Genomic DNA, 17168 nt, shown 5'->3' with positions numbered 1-17168 from the left:
CGTGGAGTGGCGGGGGCGCCGCAGGCCGCGAAGCGAGCGTGAGCTCGCGCCCTGCGTGAACGGGAGTTCGTTCGACGGAGTGAACTTGAGTTCGCGTCATGGGGCGCAATCTCGCCTCGTGGAGTGAATGTGAGCTCGTTCCGTGCGGTGAACGCTGTTTCGCGTCGGGCGAGCGAGCCAGATTCCGCGTCTCGAGGGGCGAGATCCGCTTTGCGTGTCAGGGCGAGTCGTGTTTCATGAGGGTCATGAAGACAACACGATGGTTGTTTGCAGGGTTGATGGGAATGACGTTGGCCTTGCCCGCGTGCTCGGATGACGACCCGCAGGGCGGCGGCACCACGAGCAGCAGCAGCGGTACGGGCGGCAGCACGGGCGACGGCGGCAGCGCCGGCGACGGCGGCAGCACGGGTGACGGCGGCAGCGGCAACGGGACCGAGGGATTCTCGGTCACGGGACCGATCTCCGGCGACGCCGCGCCGGAGGACGCCGAGGTGATCGTCGCCTGGGTGGTGAGCTCGAGCAGCCCCGACTACGCGTTCAATTTCGGCGAGGGGAGCGTCTCCGGCGCGAAGTTCACCGTCCGCTTCGGGGCCGAGCCGCCCAGCGAGGCGATCAACAGCTACGGCGTGGGCGTCGGCGTGGTCATGCTCCTCGAGCCGGGCACCGAGGTGCCCGAAGGCGAGCTCGACGAGGACGTCGTCGAGGCGGCCATCCTCGGCGCGAGCCCGCAACACGCGATCATCTGGCGCGACCCCGCCAGCCAGGGCCCCGACTGGTCCGAGGGCTTCCCGGACGGGTACGGCTGCGGCAAGTGCGTCCCCGCGGAGGAAGGGTTCGACGCGTTCGAGCAGGTCGACTGCTCGGAGGTGGAAGTCCAGGCCACCTCCGACTTCGATTCGCTCGAGTTCTGCAACTGGACCTGACGTCGCGGCCCGCGCGCCTCGCCGAGGGCCGGGGGGCAGGGCTCGACGCGAGGATGGCGGCAGAGCTCTCGGATCGAGCAGGATCCGAGAGATCCGCTCAGACCGCCGTCTCGCGCCGGTCTGACGCGCCGAGCGCACCTGGAATCGTGAAATAGAACGTGCTGCCCTCGCCCACCCTGCTCTCGGCCCAGATCCTGCCGCCGTGCGCCTCGACGATGCTCTTGCAGATGTACAGGCCGAGGCCCAGGCCTCTCCGGTCCTTCTTGCCGACTTGCCAGAACCGCTCGAAGATGAGCTCCAGCATGTCGCTGGGTATGCCAGGGCCGGTGTCGCTCACCGAGACGAGGAGCTCGCCTCCAGCGCGCTCGCCGCGAACGCAGATCCTCCCGCCCGGCGCTGTGAACTTGATCGCGTTCATCACGAGATTGGAGAGCACCTGGAACATCCGCTCCTGGTCGAAGTGTGCCGACAGGGAGCTCTCGGCGATCACCAGCTCGATGTTGATTCCCCTCTCCGACGCGGCGGGCCGGAACGTCTCCACCGTATCGACGATCAGCGCGAACGCATCGCCTCGATCCGCGGCGGTGGCGAGCTGGCCGGATTCGATGCTCGCGACGTCCACCAGGTCGTTGATGAGCCTGCTCATCCGGGCGGCGTAGCGTCGGATTCGCTTCGCTGCCACGGCGGGCTGGCTCTCCTTGTCCTGAGCGGAGGCATCCTTGGAGAGCAGCTCCGCGCTCAAGACAATTCCGCTGAGCAGGTTTCTCATGTCGTGGCTGACCATGCCCAGGAAGTCGTCCCGGTGCGCGATGGCGTCGTCGGAGCGGGCGCGCTCGGTCAAGAGGTGCCTGTCGGTCGTGTCTCTCTCCAGCGGCAGCAGCCTGGAAAGTATCCGGGCATGCTCGGCCCGCTCGCGGCGAAGGTTGTCATCCGCAATGGCCCGCTCGCCTCGGACGATGACGTCTTCCATCAATCGTGCTTCGGCGACGTCCCCGCTCGCCTGAGCGGCGCGCTCGGACTCCTGCGATCGCTGGTCCGCCTCCTCGCGCGCGGCGCTCAGCACCGCGTCGGAGCGCTCCCGGGCCTGGACGACCGCCGCGTCGGACTGCGCTTCGACGATCGCCCGCCTCTCGGCCAGCGCTCGATCGGTCGCATCCCGCTCGAGGCGCAGGCTCTCGTCCGTCTCTCCACGCTCCGGCCGCGGCTTCGCGACTTCACCCATCATGCCAGAACGCTAGCACGAACGCGCCGCGGCCAAGCCAAGGTGTTTGGCCATCGCGGCGAGCGCGTCCGCGTCGAAGGAGGGCCGCCCCCGCCCAGCCGAACGAGCACGGCGTCGAGCGCGCTCACCTCGCGCGGGCGCTGCTTCGGCAGCGTTCCACATCGCGGGCGGAGACCGTCCGCAAGCCAGTAGAGCCTCCGCGGCGATGCAGTCGATCAAGGTGGTCGTGCTGAATCGATCGCTCCTGGGCGATCGATCACGATCCAGACAGGGAGGACCCGCGGCCGAGACGTCGTTGACGGCGGGTAGACAAGGCCGGCCCGCAGGCCGTGGACTCCACCCGAAGGGAGCTGCCGAGCCGACATGACATCGCAGCAAGAGTGAACGAGACGCCCCCACCGCACCGGTCGAGAGGCCGATGCGGTGGAATTGCAAAAACTTCTGACCGTGGCATATTGGAGGCCTCTCCGCAACCGTGCCAGGGCCATGTCCATCACGTCCACCACCGACGAGTACGCGCTCGAGTACCCGATTGCCCCCGGAGACATCCTCCTCGGCAAGTACCGCGTGGAGAACGTCCTCGGACGGGGCGCCATGGGGCTCGTCGTCGCCGCGCGCCACCTCGCGCTCGACGATCGCGTCGCGATCAAGGTGCTCCTGCCGAAGTACGTGCAGGACGCAGACATCCTCCAGCGCTTTCTGAGGGAGGGGCGCGCCGCGGTGCGCATTCGCAGCCGGCACGTCGTGCGTGTCGCCGACGTCGGCACGCTGGAGAACGGCGCGCCGTACATGGTGATGGACCACCTCGAGGGGAAGGACCTCGCCGCCGTGCTCGCGGAGAGCGGGCCCCTCCCGGTGCCCGTGGCCATCGAGCTCGTGCTCCAGGTGTGCGAGGCGCTCGCCGAGGCGCACGCGCAAGGCATCGTCCACCGGGACGTGAAGCCGAGCAATCTGTTCCTCACGCGGAACGCGGACGGCTCGCCGTGCGTCAAGGTGCTCGACTTCGGTATCTCGAAGATGACGCACGCAGAGGACCACGCGCTGACGCGGGTGGGCGGCGTGCTCGGCTCGCCTCTCTACATGTCGCCCGAGCAGCTCCGCTCCGCGAGCGACGTCGACGGCCGCGCCGACATCTATTCGCTGGGCGTCGTGCTCTTCCAGCTGCTCACGGGGCGGACACCCTTCATCGCGCTGGAGCTCGCGCAGCTCGTCTACCTGGTCACGCAGGGGGAGCCGCAGCGGCCGCGCGCGCTGCGCCCCGACATCCCGGAGCCCCTGGAGCAGGTGATCCTCGTGGCGCTCGCGCGCGATCGCGATCGCCGCTTCCCGACCATCGCGGAGCTCGCGCTCGCGCTCGTGCCCTTCGCTCCGCCGCACATGCGGGCGGCCGCCGAGCGCCTCTTCGGCGTCCTCCCCTCGCGGCCTCGGCGGCGGGGGCGTCCACGTCCCCGGCGGCCCACCCCCTCGACGGGGGAGCGCTCACGATCGCGCCGGTCGGCACGACCCACCGCAAGCCAGCGGCGCGGAGGCACGCCCTCCCCGTCGCGCTCGGGATCGGCCTGCTGGTCATGACCGGCGGCCTGTTCCTCTGGCGCCTGTCGCCCCGAGCACCGCACCACGTCGAGCGTGAGGCCGCGCCGGCAGACGGCCCTCAGGGCGCCGCCGCGGAGCCCCGCGCCGCCCAGCCGAGCGCCGCTCAGCCCGCGACCGTCGAGCCTTCCGCGAGCGCCGTGCCGCCGCCGAGCGCCGCTGCCAGCGCGTCGGCCGAGGCGCCGCCGCCGGAGGCGCGCGCCACGGCCACGGCGGCGCCGGCGCGCGCGAAGCCGACCGGCTCGGCTCCCCCCAGGCGCAGCGCGCCGCCCGTGAAGCGACCCGCCAGCGCCGACCCCTTCGATCGCGATGTCTTCTGATACCCTCGCAGAGACGATGACGCCGCTGCACAGGAGGAGCCGAGTCGAGCGCGGACGCCGGTGGATGGCGCGCCTCTGCGCGATCGGCGCCGGCCTGACGGCGGCGATCGGGGGAGCAAGCGCGGCGAGGGCCGAGGACAAGGCGGGCGCCGTGGCGCTGTTCAGGGAGGCGGGGGCGCTCATCGATGCTGGCCAGCCGGCGCGCGCCTGCCCCAAGTACGAAGAGAGCCTTCGCCTCTACGACAGCAGCAACACCCGCTACTTCCTCGCCGATTGCTACGAGCGCATCGGCAAGATGGCCTCCGCGTGGGCGCACTTCCTCGAGGTCGCCGCCCGGGTGCACGCGAGCGGCGACCGGGCGAAGGAAGCGAAGGCGCGCGAGCGCGCGGCGGCCGTCCTGCCCAAGGTCTCCCGCCTCGCGGTGGTCGTCGGGGCCGCGAGCGCGCCGGGCCTCGAGGTGAAGCGCGACGGCACGCCGGTCGGCGCCGGCCAGTGGGGCGTGCCCATGCCGGTCGACGCCGGGACGCACGTCGTCGAGGCGAGCGCGCCGGGCAAGCGAACGTGGACGGCGCGGGTCGCGGTCGGGCCGGGCGGCGCGACGTCGACCCTCGTCGTGGGCCCGCTGGAGGACGACCCCGCGTCGAGGGACGCGGGCGGCGCGGGCACGCAGCGCCGCACGCTCGCGCTCGCCACGGGCGGCGCGGGGATCGCGGCCGTGGGCGTCGGGACGGCGCTCGCCTTCGCGGCGAAGTCGACGTTCGACGAGTCGAGCGCGTTCTGCAACGGCGACCGCTGCGACAGGCGCGGCTATGGACATCCGCGACAGCGCCGTGGCGCGCGCGAACGTCGCGACGGTGGTCTTCGGCGTCGGCCTCGCGGCCATCGCCGGCGGTGGCGTGCTGTGGCTCACCGCGAAGAGCCCGACGAAGGGCGCGTCGATCGGGCTGGCGCCCACGGTGGGCGGCGCGCTCGTGCGAGGCAGCTTCTGATGCGTCTCCAGGTGCTGGTCGTCGGCCTCTGCGCGTCGACGCTCGCGAGCGGATGTGGTCTCGTCTTCGGCATCTCGCCCGGCGAGTACGACCCCGATCCGTTCGGCCTCGGCGGCGGCGCCGGGGGCGCCGGCGGCGGTGCCGGGGGTGCCGGGGGCGCCGGCGCCTCGGACGCGGGGGCCGAGCCGCCTCCCTGCACGGCGCTCCTGGACGACCTGGAGGACGGCGACAGCGCGATCCTCACGTGTGAGGGCCGCGTCGGGAGCTGGTACACGTACAACGACGGCACCCGGAGCGGCACGACGCACATCTACCTGAACTTCCCCGACCGCAACACCGATCGCGAGGGCGGCGTGTGCGAGGGCTCGGGCTGCGGCGACCACTTCGGCGAGGGACTCGACCTCACGACCGAGTGGGCGCAGTACACGGTGATGTTCTCCATCCTCAGCACGGACGGCTGGGGCGTGCCGGCGCCCCCCGCGTTCGACGCCGCGCACGTCTACTCGGTGGAGTTCCATACCGCCAAGTCGACCGTGTTCGACATGTTCGTCGACGACATCGCCTTCGTCCCGTGAGCGCGGGGGCGGCGACGGGCGCGCTTCCCCGCGCGCGCGCCTCCATCGAGCCGGCTCATGGGCCCCTCCAGGGAGCGTGGTCCGCGGCGGCCGCCCCCGACCGTCGCTGACCCGGTGGTCCACGCCGGAGCCGCAGCGGCGGTCCTCGTCCCCGCGCGCCTGCGGCCTCATACCTGGCCTCGGACATCGGGTCCACGAGGAGGACGCCATGAAGCGACGATGGGAGAGAGCGGGCATCGAGACGAGCGCGCTGGGCCTGGGGTGCTGGGCCATCGCGGGGAAGTGGAACGATCCGGGCGCGAGCTGGGAGTGGCACGGCACCGACGATGCAGAGTCCATCCGGGCCGTCCGCGCCGGCATCGACGCCGGCGTCACGCTGCTCGACACCGCCGACGTGTACGGGTCGGGGCACAGCGAGATCCTGGTCGGGAAGGCCATCCAGGGGATCCGCGACCGTGTCACGCTGGCCACCAAGTTCGGTCACGTCTTCGACGAGGAGAAGCACGCCAACCTGGGCAGGACCGAGGCCAGCCCGGCGTACATCCGGCGTGCCGTGGAGGGGAGTCTGCGGCGGCTGGGGACCGATCGGATCGACCTCTACCAGCTCCACATCTGGGAGCACCCGCCGGACAAGGCCGGCGAGGTGGTGGAGGTGCTCGAGCAGCTCGTGGAGGAGGGGAAGATCCGCACCTACGGCTGGAGCACCGACGTGAAGGCGTCGGTCGAGGCCTTCGCCCGCGGCCCGCGCTGCGGCGCGGCCCAGATCCTCCTCAACGTGTTCGAGGGGAACGACCGGCTGATCGCCTATGGCGAGGGCAAGGGGCTGGCGCTCCTGTGCAGGAGCCCGCTGGCGATGGGCATGCTCTCGGGCAGGTACACGAAGGGCGAGACCTTGCCCCGCGGCGATGTGCGGACCAGCAACTTCGAGTGGATCAGCTGGTTCAAGGACGGCAAGGTGAACCCCAACTACGCCCGTCGCCTGGAGGCCGCCCGCGAGATCCTGACCAGCAACGGCCGGACCCTGGTGCAAGGCGCGCTGGCGTGGATCTGGGCCAGGAGCCCGAACACCATCCCCATCCCCGGCTTCAAGACCGCGGCCCAGGCCGTGGAGAACGCGCGGGCCATGGAGAAGGGGCCTCTCACCGCCGATCAGGCGCGCCAGGTGTCGGAGCTGGTGGCGTACGAGGATCGGAACCTGTAGCGCCCGCGCTGCGACTCCGCCTGTCCAGAGCTGCCGAGCTTTTGGTAGACGCAGGAGAGGTAGAAATTCCGGCCGAAACCGGCGATTTGATCAGCTTGGCCGGCCGGCATAGAATCAGCCTTTTGGACAGTATCGATAGACAATATCGAGCAGCTCATCGAAGCTGTGTTTCATAGATTCACTTGACCCTGGTACCAAGTTCTTCGTAATACTTCGGAAAACGCTCTCTCATGCAACCTTTGTGTCTGTCACAGAATATGCCCGGCGGGAGATCCCGACCGCCCTCCTCGTATAGGTGCTCAGCGCACCGATTCGCGACATCGGTGCTATAGATCGCTGCGGTGGGCGGCTCGCCTGCGATTCTCGGAGCCGTCCCTGACTGGTGGAGTCCGACTGGACGAGCTCATTGACAGAACGGGCCTAATGCGATTAGCCAGGTCTTCCACGCCTGAAACGCCTGGGATTACCCCGACGTAGCACCAGGCGGTAGGCATCCTACGTAGTTCTGTACCCTGCTGACACTCGCGGATGACAGCGGACGACAAGCCGCACTGCGCCGCGCCCGATGCCGGTGGCCTTTTCGCGGCCGACCTGGGACGCCGCGTCGAGCTGCGTGCTCATCAACCTGTCGAGCGATATCGTCTCCGAGACGCGCACGCAGTTCCCCGGGGACGAGGACTACTACCTCGGCAACACCTTCCTGCCCGACAAGGGCGGCATCATGACGTCGGGGCATATGGCAGTCGACGTCCCGGGGAGCCCAGGCGAGGCCGACGCGCGCGCCCGCAAGCCAGCGCCGACGTCGGTGGTCACGGACCATCAGCGCCCGGGCGCGGCGGCTTGCGTCTGGACCTCACGGACACGACGCTGGCAGCGCTCGAGGTCGGCGCGGGCCTGCTCCTCCGGAAAGCCGAGCAGGCGCTTTCGGATGTCGAGGGGCATGCAGTAGGTGGTGGCAGTCCACAGCTTTGGGTCGTCGGCGCCCGAGAGCGGATCGAGGTCGCTCCACACGATCACCGTCTTGTCGTCCGAGGCCGTGACGATGCGCCTTCCATCGGGGCTCCACACCGCCGTGTTGACGGCATCGTCGTGCCCAAGGAGCACGAGGGGTTGTCCCGTGCCGTCGGCCTTCCACACGCGCACAGTCTTGTCCTGCGACGCGGAGACGATGCGCTGGCCGTCTGGGCTAAACGCCGCCGCGTAGACGGGGTCGTCGTGTCCAAGGAGCACGAGGGGCTGGCCCGAGCCGTCGGCCTTCCACACGCGCACCGTCCTGTCCTCGGACGCGGAGACGATGCGCTGGCCATCGGGGCTCCACGCTGCTGTATGGACGTCACCGTCGTGACCACGGAGCACGAGGGGCTGGCCCGAGCCATCGGCGTTCCACACGCGCACCGTCTTGTCTTTCGACGCGGAGACGACGCGCCCGCCATCGGGGCTCCACGCCGCCCCATAGACGACAGCGTCGTGACCACGGAGCACGAGGGGCTGGCCCGAGCCATCGGCGTTCCACACGCGCACCGTCTTGTCCTGCGACGCGGAGACGATGCGCTGGCCGTCGGGGCTCCACGCCGCTGTATTGACGCCACCGTCATGGCCACGGAGCACAAGGGGCTGGCCCGAGCCGTCGGCGTTCCACACGCGCACCGTCCCGTCCCACGACGCGGAGGCGATGCGCCGGCCGTCGGGGCTGAACGCCGCCCCATAAACGATATGGTCGCAACCACGGAGCACGAGGGGCTGGCCCAAGCCGTCCGCCTTCCACACGCGCACCGTCCTGTCAGAAGCGGCGGAGACGATGCGCTGGCCATCGAGGCTGAACGCCGCCGCGTTGACGCAGTCGCTGTGACCACGGAGCACGAGGGGCCGGACCGAGCCGTCGGCGTTCCACACGCGCACCGTCCTGTCTTCGGACGCGGAGACGATACGCTGGCCGTCGGGGCTCCACGCCGCCGTAGGGACGCGGTCTGCGTGACCACGGAACACGAGGGGCTGGCCCGAGCCGTCGGCGTTCCACACGCGCGCCGTCTTGTCAAAAGACGCGGAGACGATGCGCTGGCCGTCGGGGCTAAACGCCGCCCCATAGACGCTAGCGTCGTGACCACGGAGCACGAGGGGCTGGCCCGAGCCGTCGGCGTTCCACACGCGCACCGTCCTGTCTTCGGACCCGGAGACGATGCGTCGGCCGTCGGGGCTCCACGCTGCCGTATGGACGAAATCGTCGTGACCACGGAGCACGAGGGGCTGGCCCGAACCGTCGGCGTTCCACACGCGCACTGTCTTGTCCATCGACGCCGAGACGATGCGCTGACCGTCGGGGCTGAATGCCGCCGCATAGACGCGGTCGTCGTGACCACGGAGCACGAGGGGCTGGCCCGAACCGTCACTGTTCCACACGCGCACCGTCTTGTCCCACGACGCAGAGGCGATGCGCTGGCCGTCAGGGCTAAACGCTGCTGCATAGACGACAGCGTCGTGACCACGGAGCACGAGGGGCAGTCCCGAGCCGTCAGCGTTCCACACGCGCACTGTCTTATCTGCCGACGCGGAGACGATGTGCTGGCCGTCGGGGCTGAACGCCGCCGCATAGACGTGGTCCTCATGACCACGGAGCACGAGGGGCTGTCCCGAGCCGTCACTGTTCCACACGCGCACCGTCTTGTCCCACGAAGCGGAGACGATGCGCTGGCCGTCGGGGCTGAATGCGGCAGACCAGGCCAGATCCTCGTGGAGGAGCACCATCGTGGCGACGCCTGCACCCCGTGCCCACCGCGCAAGCTCGCCCCATCCCGGCGGCGCCGGGCCCGGCTCGATCTCGCGGAGTAGCGCGAACATCGTGGTGGGGTCTCCCTGGGACTCGCGGGCCGCGGCCATCCGCGTGGCATTCCGGGCGCTCGCGGCGCTGCGCTCTGCCTCGGCCCTCTCCGCCTCGGCCCTCTCCGCCGCCCGCTTCGATTGGACCGCCAGCGCGGAGACCAGGAGCACGACCAGGCACAGGGCACCGAACAGCACCGCGACGACCTGCCTCCTCCTCCGTCGTTCCCGCTCCCCCAGCGCCACCACCGCCGCGAGGTAGCGCGCCTCCCGCGCGCCCTGCTGCGCGCCCGCCGCCGGGCCCTGCCGCTTCTGCCAGCGCCGGGCTTCCGCCGCCGCCTCGCCTCGCCAGAGCAGGCCGTCGGCGCAGCCGCTCGCCTCCCATTGCTTGGCCGCGGGGCGCACCCGCGCGAGGAACTCCGCCGCCTCCTGGTTGTCGTCCAGCCATCGCCCGAGCTTGGGCCAGCTCTCGATCAGCGACTCGTGCACGAGCTCCACCGTCGGGAACGCGCGCTCTTCGGCGGTCTCGATCAAGAGCAGCCGCGCCTCGCAGAGGCGGAAGACCACCCGGTCCACGGCGTCTACCTGTTCGTCGAGCTCTCGCAGGTCGGGCAAGCTCACCACGGCGCGCGTCCGCTCGGGTGAGACCAGCCGGAGGAAGATCGCCCGGCAGAGGCTCTGCTCGATCCCCGAGAGACCTGCGAGCACCGCGTCGGCATGGGTGGAGAGCGCCCCTGCGACCCCCCCGAGCTTCTCGTAGCTCTCTTGCGTCAGGAGCCGGCGCCCACGATCGCGCGCCTCCCACAGCTTGGTCGCGGTGAACTGCAAGAGCGGCAGGGGGCTCGCCGCGCTCTCCAGGGCGCGGAGCATCGCTAGCGTCATCTCGGCGGTCTCGAAGCGATAGCCGAGAGCCTCGACCGGCCGCATCAGCGCCGCCACGAGGCCGTTCGCGTCGAGGGGCGGCAGGAACCAGAGCCCGCGGGTCACCTCGGTCATGAGCCGGCGATCTTCGGCCAGCCGGTCGAGGAAGTCCGAGCGCATGCAGAGCACGACGCGGAGCGGGGACAACGCGTCGTCGGCGACGCCCTCCAGGCACGCGACGAACGCGGCCCGCTCCGCCGGATCGATGCCCTGCGTGTAAAGCTCCTCGAGCTGATCGACGAAGACGAGAATCTTGTGCTCGGCGCTCTGGCTGCGGCAACGCGCGCGCAGCCGGGCGCCCAGGAGGCCGGGCTGGGCGCGCAGGGCCGCGATGAGCGCATCGGGATCGCTCGCCGAGGAGAAGGCGTGCGAGCTCGACGCGTCGGGTGGAGCTCCCGTCGTCACCGGCGTGGCCGCGATCTGCGCGAGCAGGTCGGCGAGCGCGTGGAGCGGCCTTCGCCCCGGCCTGCGCGTGAACGCCTCCCAGGGCTCGCCCGAGCGCTTCAGCGCCGGGATCACGCCCGCGCGCACGAACGACGATTTTCCCGCGCCCGACGGCCCGGCAACCATCACGAGCGGCTGGCTGCGAAGACGTCCGACGAGCGCGGCGACGTCGTGATCGCGCCCAAAGAAGCGCCCGGCGTCCACCTCCTGGAACGCGCCCAGCCCGGCAAAGGGGCTCTCGTCCTCGCGGAGCGCCGGCGCCTTCGCGCCCGGCAGCAAGGGCTCGAGCGCCGCGATGAGCTCCTCGGTTCCGCCGAAGCGCTCGTCCGGGCGCTTCTTCAGGCAGCGATCGATCACGTCGCCCAGCGCGCCCAGGTCGGGACGCGTGTCGCTTGCGCGCGGCATGGGCACGTCGAGACGCCGAACCTGCCCGAGTTGCCCCACCGCGAACGGCGCGAGCGGGTGCGTCCCGGTGCAGAGCTCGAAGAGCATGATCCCCACGGCCCACAGATCCGTCCTGGGATCGACCTTCTCCGCCCGCCATTGCTCCGGCGCCATGTACGGGACGGTGCCGACGAGCGCTCCTTCCTGCGTCAACGCCGGTAGCCAGCGCGAATTCTCGCCCTGGGCCGCGAGCCGCTCGATCTCGTCGGCGTCGAGCTGCTTGGCGATACCGAAGTCGAGCACCTTGATCGGCCCCGCCTCGGTCAAGAAGACATTCTCCGGCTTGAGGTCACGGTGCACGATCCCGAGCGCGTGGGCGCAGCCCAGCGCGCGCACCACCGGGAGCATCAGCTCGACCGCGAGGCTCAGCGGCAGCGGCCCTCCTCGCTCGACCAGGAAGGCGCGCAGCGTGCGGCCCTCTAGGTGCTCGAGCACCATGTAAGGAACGCGGTCGACCTCGTCCACCTCGTGGATCACCACGATGTTCTCGTGCTTGCAGCGCGCCGTGGACCGCGCCTCGGCGAGGAAGCGCTCGGCGCTCCGGCCGTCGGACTCGAGGAGGACCTTGACGGCGACCAGTCGGCCCAGCTTGGTGTCGCGGGCCAGGTAGACCACGCCCATGCCACCCTGGCCCAGCTTGCGGATGATCTCGTAGTGCTTGAGGGTGGAGTCCACCTGCGGAGCCGCGACCGCCGGGTGCAGGGGTCGCGACCGCAGGGCTGCGGTGGCGATCCGCGCGCGACCGAGGGCGCCCGTCGCGTCGTCCTGATCGCTGGTCTGGAGGACCTCCCCCGGCGGCGATCCCTCGGCGACGCCACGCAAGGATTCTCCCGGAGGCGCCGCCACGCTACTGAACTCCAGCTCGGCCAGCCGAGCGACGATGACGCGGCAAACCGCACATCCGTCGATGTGGTGCGCGATCGCCTCGAAACCTGACGGATACGCGGCGTACTCTGCGAGCTGGTTGTCCGTGGGGCAGTGCGACGTCGGCTCGATGGTGCCCGACTCTTACCACACGGAGCGGGACTGTCAGGCGGCACGCCTTCTTGACGGCGCGCCAACATCAGCCATTCTCCGCAGGTGGATCGAGCGAGCGGTCTCTCCTCTGCGTTCGCGGCGGGCCTCGGCGGGGGCGGGGTGATGCCCGAGGCCGATCCCGGCGCGACGATCGCGGCGCTCTTCGAGGCGGGGCAGGCGGCCTTCCCGGCCGTCGCCGTCGAGGCGACCGCGCTGGCGCGCTACCTCGGCGAGCGTTGCTCGGCCGCGGGCGGCGCGCTGCCGCCTCCGTCGCTCGCGGCGGACGTCTACCTGGCGTGCGCCTGCGTCCTCGGGGTACCGGGTGCGCACGCCGCGTTCGAGCGGGAGTTCTCCGGGGTGATCGCGCGCGCGGCGGCCCGCGTCGAGCCGTCGCCCGCCTTCGCCGACGACCTCCGGCAGGTGGTCCTCGAGGGCCTCTTCAGCGCGCCGCCCTCGGCCACGCCGAAGATTGCCGAGTACGCGGGGCGCGCGCCGCTCCGGACTTTCCTGCGCGTGATCGCGGTACGCACCGCGATCAACCTGCGGCGGCGCAAGGCGGACAGGGCGAGCACCCCGCTCGACGAGGCGCGTGAGATCGCCGCCTCCGTCGACGTGGAGGCCGCCTACCTCGAGGCGCGCTACAGGGCCGAGTTCGAAGAGGCCGTGCGCGTCGCGATGGGGCGCCTCTCGCCGAAGCAACGCGCGCTGCTTCGCCTCCACCTGCTCGACGGCCTGAGCATCGACGTCCTGGGCGCGCATTACCAGGTCGGGCGCGCCACGGCGGCGCGCTGGCTCGCGGCCGCGCGCGAGGCGCTGCGCGAGGGCACGCGCGCGGAGCTCGTCGCCAAGCTCGGCCTCACCGAGTCGCAGTACGCGAGCCTGGCCAGGTTGATCCGGGGCCGGCTCGACGTGAGCGTCGCCTCGCTCCTCCGCGAGTAGGCACACCTCGCCAGACTATTTTTGAGACTTCGTCCGCCTCACGGTGACTTCCCGGTAGGCACGCGGGTGTGAGCCCCCGGCCCTCCTGGCGAGGGAAGGGCCTGGCACCACCGCGAAACGCCGTGGACCGTTCGGCGACGTCGCACGTCGCCGATATAGCGTGACGAGAAAAATGCACCCGGAAAGGATCAAGAAGGACGCGATCACCCGCACGCCGCGTCCTCCTCGCAGCCGACCGAGGGGCGCGCCGCCAATCCCTCCTCGCCCTCGCCGCGCCTCTTTCCTCGCCACCGCCGCCCTCCTCGCGTCGGCGCCCCTCGCGTGCGCGCCCCCGGGCGATCCGAGAGGGGCAGATGGCTCGGACGCCGCGGGGCGACGGCCTGAGCATCGACGTCCTTGGCGCGCATGACCAGGTCGGGCGAGCCACGGCGGCGCGTTGGCTTGCGGGCGCGCGCGAGGCGCTGCGCGAGTTCACGCGCGCAGAGCTCGTCGCCGAGCTCGGTCTCACCGAGTCGCAGTACGCGAGCCTGGCCAGGCTGATCCAGGGCCGGCTCGACGTGAGCGTCGCCTCGCTCCTCCGCGAACAGAGCTCCTTTCGCAAACGTACGGCGGGAGGGCTGCGCCTCGCGTAGCGCACGTGGGTGCCGCCTTGTCTCGGGAGACAGAAGCTAGCCCCGCGCGCGCGAAGGACGTTTGCGGCCGTCGGGGTAGCCATGCCCTCGCCAAACTATTTTTGAGACTCCGTCCACGTCGCAGTGACCTTCACGTGGGCAGAGCGATGTGGGCCCCGGTCCTCCTCCCGAGGGGAGGGATCTGGCCACACCGCGGGGGGGAGCGCTGTAGACGAATCGGCGAAATCGCCGAGAAAAACAATGAGAAGCATCATGCAATCGAAGAGTATCAAGAACGACGCAATCACCCGCGCGCCGCGTTCTCCTCGCTGGGTACCGATGGGCACGCCTTCACGACCTGCTCGCCCTCGCTTCGCCTCCTTCCTCGCCACCGCCGCCCTCCTCGCGTCGGCGCCGCTCGCGTGCTCGCCCGCCCACGATGCGACAGGATCAGATAGCTCGGACGCCGCGAGCGCGAGCGTGACCGCGAACCTGTTCGGCGATATCAACGAGTGCCTCACCGACAACGGGGGTTGCGGCGATCCCGCCCTGTTCGCGTGTCGGAGCGCAACGGCCGCGCCACCTGCGTGCGAGTTCCTCCCCGCGAAGGACCACGCCGCGCTCACGCAAGGGATCTGGTCAATCGACGTGGGGGGTGCGCTCCCGTCCGCGCTGGTGGTCTATGGAGACACCGCTTTCCCCGTCGCGGTCGACGCTGCTCACAACGCCTACATCGCCGCCGCGCGCGTGGGCGCGGGCAAGGTGGTGCACTACGGCCACGACGCGTTTCTGGCGGACCTGCTCTACACCGATCTAGGCTCGGCGACGCTGCTCCTCAACACGCTTGCGTGGATGTCCCCTGCCAAGAAACCCACCGTCGGCGTCCAGCCCGGGCTCCCCGTGCTCACGGAGTTCCTCACACGGCACGGCTTCACGGTGACGACGACGACGCCCTCCAACCTCTCGGGAATCGACGTCTACTGCATGAACTCGCACACAGACTATCCCGACGCTGACGTTCAGAAGATCAGCGCCTTCATGCAGTCCGGCGGAGGCCTCGTGAGCGCCGGCCTCGCCTGGTGGTGGGGCAATTCGCACACGCAAGCCGCCGAGAACTACCCTGGCAACAAATACCTGCGCACGGCGGGGATCGGCGTCACCACGGCCACCTCCGACAGCCTCCCCGACCGCAGCGATCGGCCGATTTCGCCGGTGGCGCTCTCGGATGTGTTCCACGCCCGTAAAGCGCTGTCGCGCCTCGTCGAGCACGTCTCCGGCCGGGCTCAGCTCCCCTTCGCCGATCAGGACATCGCCGCCGACACCGTCGCTTCCGCGATCGATTTTTTCCCGCTCTCGTCCACCGACTATTTTACTGCGGCGAACGTCCTGAAAGAGAAGACGGGCCCGGTCGTCCCCACCGCGGCAAACCCCCTCTTCGTAAAGGATCACCCCATCGAGCGCGCCGTCGTCCACATCGATCACAAGTACGCCAACGAGTCCCCGCCCGACGAGGTGAAGGCGCACCCCGCCGCCGCGGATTTCCCTGGCGCTGTGCCCGCGGGTGCGATGGCGATCTCGAAGACGATCACCATCGACGGCAACTACGCGGGTCGCGATAGCCGATTCGGGGGCGCGCACCCGACAAAGCCGGTGTGGCGGAGCACGGGAATCTATGCCCCCGCCGGCAAGAAGATCCACGTGAAGATCGACGCCGCCGCCGCTGGAAAAGGGCTCGCGGTGCTCCTGGGCGCGCACACCGACACGCTGTGGGATCTGTGGGATAGCGACACCTGGTCTCGCTTCCCCGCGATCTCGCGCTCTTTTCCGCTCGACGCGCCCGAGATCGACACCGCGAGCGCGTTCGGAGGGCTCGTGTACGTGCAGGTCCCCGTCGGAAGCAAGCTCGGGCCGGTCACGGTAACGATCGAGGGTGGGGTGGGCGCACCGCTCTTCCAGCTAGGCAAGACGACCCTTACCGCGTGGCAGAGCGTGGAGCGGAGCCTGCCTGGCCCATGGGCGGAGATCACGAGCGACAAGTTCTCGATCACGGTCCCTTCGGCGGCGATCGCCGCGCTCACCAATCCCGGTGCGTTGCTCGGTCTCTGGGGTGGGGTCCTCGACGCCGACGCCGATCTCGCGGGGATCCCCCGGGCCCGCCCGCGCGCGGAGCGCATCCTCGTCGATCGCCAGATCAGCAATGGATCCATGCACTCGGGATACCCGATCATGGCTGGCCTGGACGTGCAGAACGACCTGGTGTCGTTATCGCGGCTCATGGCGGGCCTCTGGGGCCCTCTGCACGAGCTCGGCCACAACCACCAGTGGGACCCCTGGGTGCTCCCGGGTTCGGTCGAGGCGAGCGTCAACCTGTGGAGCGTCTACGCCTACGAGAAGGTGCTCGGCATCCCTCGTGGCAACGCGATGCCCGAGCGCGTTGCCGATCTCGCTCCCGCGATGCGCGCCAAGCGGATCCAGGACTACCTGGCGGGAGGGGCCAATTTCGCGAATGACTGGAAATTGTGGACGGCGCTCGAGACGTACCTCCAGCTTCAAGAGGGCTTTGGCTGGGAGCCCTTCACGCAGGTCTTCAAGCAGTATTACGCGGACGCGCCCAACACGGATCCGACGGACGCTCAGGGCAAGATCGACCGCTGGGTGCTGCGCTTCTCGCTGGCGGTCAACAAAGATCTCGGCCCCTTCTTCAGGGCGTGGGGGTTCCCTGTCTCGGCGGGGGTGCTCGCGGAGATCGGCACACTGCCCGCCTGGGAGGAAAACCCGATGCCCTGAATCAAGTCCCCGATCGCGTGAGACGTGCTGCCCGCAAGCCGTCAGCGTGCTCGGCCTACCTGAGGGCAAAGGAGGGGCTTCTCGCTGGATCGGCCGACATCGGCCTCCCCTCCTCGCCCGCAGTCCCCCCACAAGGAGATCGCAATGCGCGTTTCAATCCGTCAGACGACGTCGGTGTGCCAGCCGCCGAGAACTACCCTGGCAACAAATACCTGCGCACGGCGGTCGCTGAATACGATCCGCTAGACAGAAACGTCGCTGAAATGGATTTGAACAGCGTTGAACACCGTTGGACAGCGCCAGGCAGCGCCAAGCAATGACGATGGAAGCTCTCGCCTCTCGGCCAGCCGTGATTGCCCACGCGAGCCCTC

General features: G+C 70.0%; 10 protein-coding genes. 8 read left to right on the top strand and 2 right to left on the bottom strand.

Going from position 1 to position 17168, the window contains the following annotated elements; genetic code table 11:
- Positions 1-284 precede the first annotated feature (284 nt).
- Entirely contained in the window at positions 285-923 is a 639-nt protein-coding gene (locus WME76_RS25165) for a hypothetical protein (protein WP_437954824.1), read from the top strand.
- Between the two features lie 97 nt (positions 924-1020).
- On the opposite strand, the gene WME76_RS25160 is transcribed toward WME76_RS25165, so the two are convergent.
- Positions 1021-2148, bottom strand: a complete 1128-nt coding sequence (locus WME76_RS25160) for a sensor histidine kinase (RefSeq protein WP_437954823.1) — start codon at positions 2146-2148, stop codon at positions 1021-1023.
- Between the two features lie 483 nt (positions 2149-2631).
- On the opposite strand from WME76_RS25160, the gene WME76_RS25155 reads away from it, so the two are divergent.
- The 4 genes from WME76_RS25155 (at position 2632) to WME76_RS25140 (ending at position 6820) form a co-directional block, all read left to right on the top strand.
- Positions 2632-3717, top strand: coding sequence for a serine/threonine-protein kinase (locus WME76_RS25155; protein WP_437954822.1), 1086 nt, complete (start codon positions 2632-2634; stop codon positions 3715-3717).
- Positions 3714-4055, top strand: coding sequence for a hypothetical protein (locus tag WME76_RS25150; protein WP_437954821.1), 342 nt, complete (start codon positions 3714-3716; stop codon positions 4053-4055). Before WME76_RS25155 ends, WME76_RS25150 begins: the two co-directional genes overlap by 4 nt.
- Before the next feature lie 64 nt (positions 4056-4119).
- Positions 4120-5619 carry a hypothetical protein gene (locus WME76_RS25145; protein WP_437954820.1) on the top strand — a complete coding sequence of 500 codons (1500 nt, stop codon included), beginning with the start codon at positions 4120-4122 and terminating at the stop codon, positions 5617-5619.
- Between the two features lie 208 nt (positions 5620-5827).
- Positions 5828-6820 (top strand): aldo/keto reductase, encoded by a 993-nt coding sequence (locus WME76_RS25140; RefSeq protein WP_437954819.1) that lies wholly within the window; start codon positions 5828-5830, stop codon positions 6818-6820.
- 819 nt (positions 6821-7639) lie between these two features.
- On the opposite strand, the gene WME76_RS25135 is transcribed toward WME76_RS25140, so the two are convergent.
- The gene (locus WME76_RS25135; RefSeq protein WP_437954818.1) at positions 7640-12265 is read right to left on the bottom strand and encodes an nSTAND1 domain-containing NTPase; all 4626 of its coding nucleotides are present in this window, start codon (positions 12263-12265) and stop codon (positions 7640-7642) included.
- A gap of 258 nt (positions 12266-12523) precedes the next feature.
- Here WME76_RS25135 and WME76_RS25130 point away from each other — a divergent pair, with 258 nt between their 5' ends.
- The 3 genes from WME76_RS25130 (at position 12524) to WME76_RS25120 (ending at position 16797) form a co-directional block, all read left to right on the top strand.
- The gene (locus WME76_RS25130) at positions 12524-13399 is read left to right on the top strand and encodes a sigma-70 family RNA polymerase sigma factor (protein WP_437954817.1); all 876 of its coding nucleotides are present in this window, start codon (positions 12524-12526) and stop codon (positions 13397-13399) included.
- 353 nt (positions 13400-13752) lie between these two features.
- Entirely contained in the window at positions 13753-14031 is a 279-nt protein-coding gene (locus tag WME76_RS25125) for a hypothetical protein (protein ID WP_437954816.1), read from the top strand.
- Positions 14032-14154: 123 nt separating this feature from the next.
- A complete protein-coding gene (locus WME76_RS25120) occupies positions 14155-16797 on the top strand; it encodes a M60 family metallopeptidase (RefSeq protein WP_437954815.1) in 2643 nt (880 codons plus the stop codon).
- The last annotated feature ends 371 nt before the right edge of the window (positions 16798-17168 follow it).

Origin of the sequence: Sorangium sp. So ce119 (genome assembly GCF_051524405.1) — a bacterium.
GTDB classification, from domain to species: Bacteria; Myxococcota_A; Polyangia; order Polyangiales; family Polyangiaceae; genus Sorangium; species Sorangium cellulosum_G.
The sequence above is the reverse complement of the archived record's forward strand: the minus strand, read 5'-3'. Positions and strand labels throughout refer to the sequence as shown.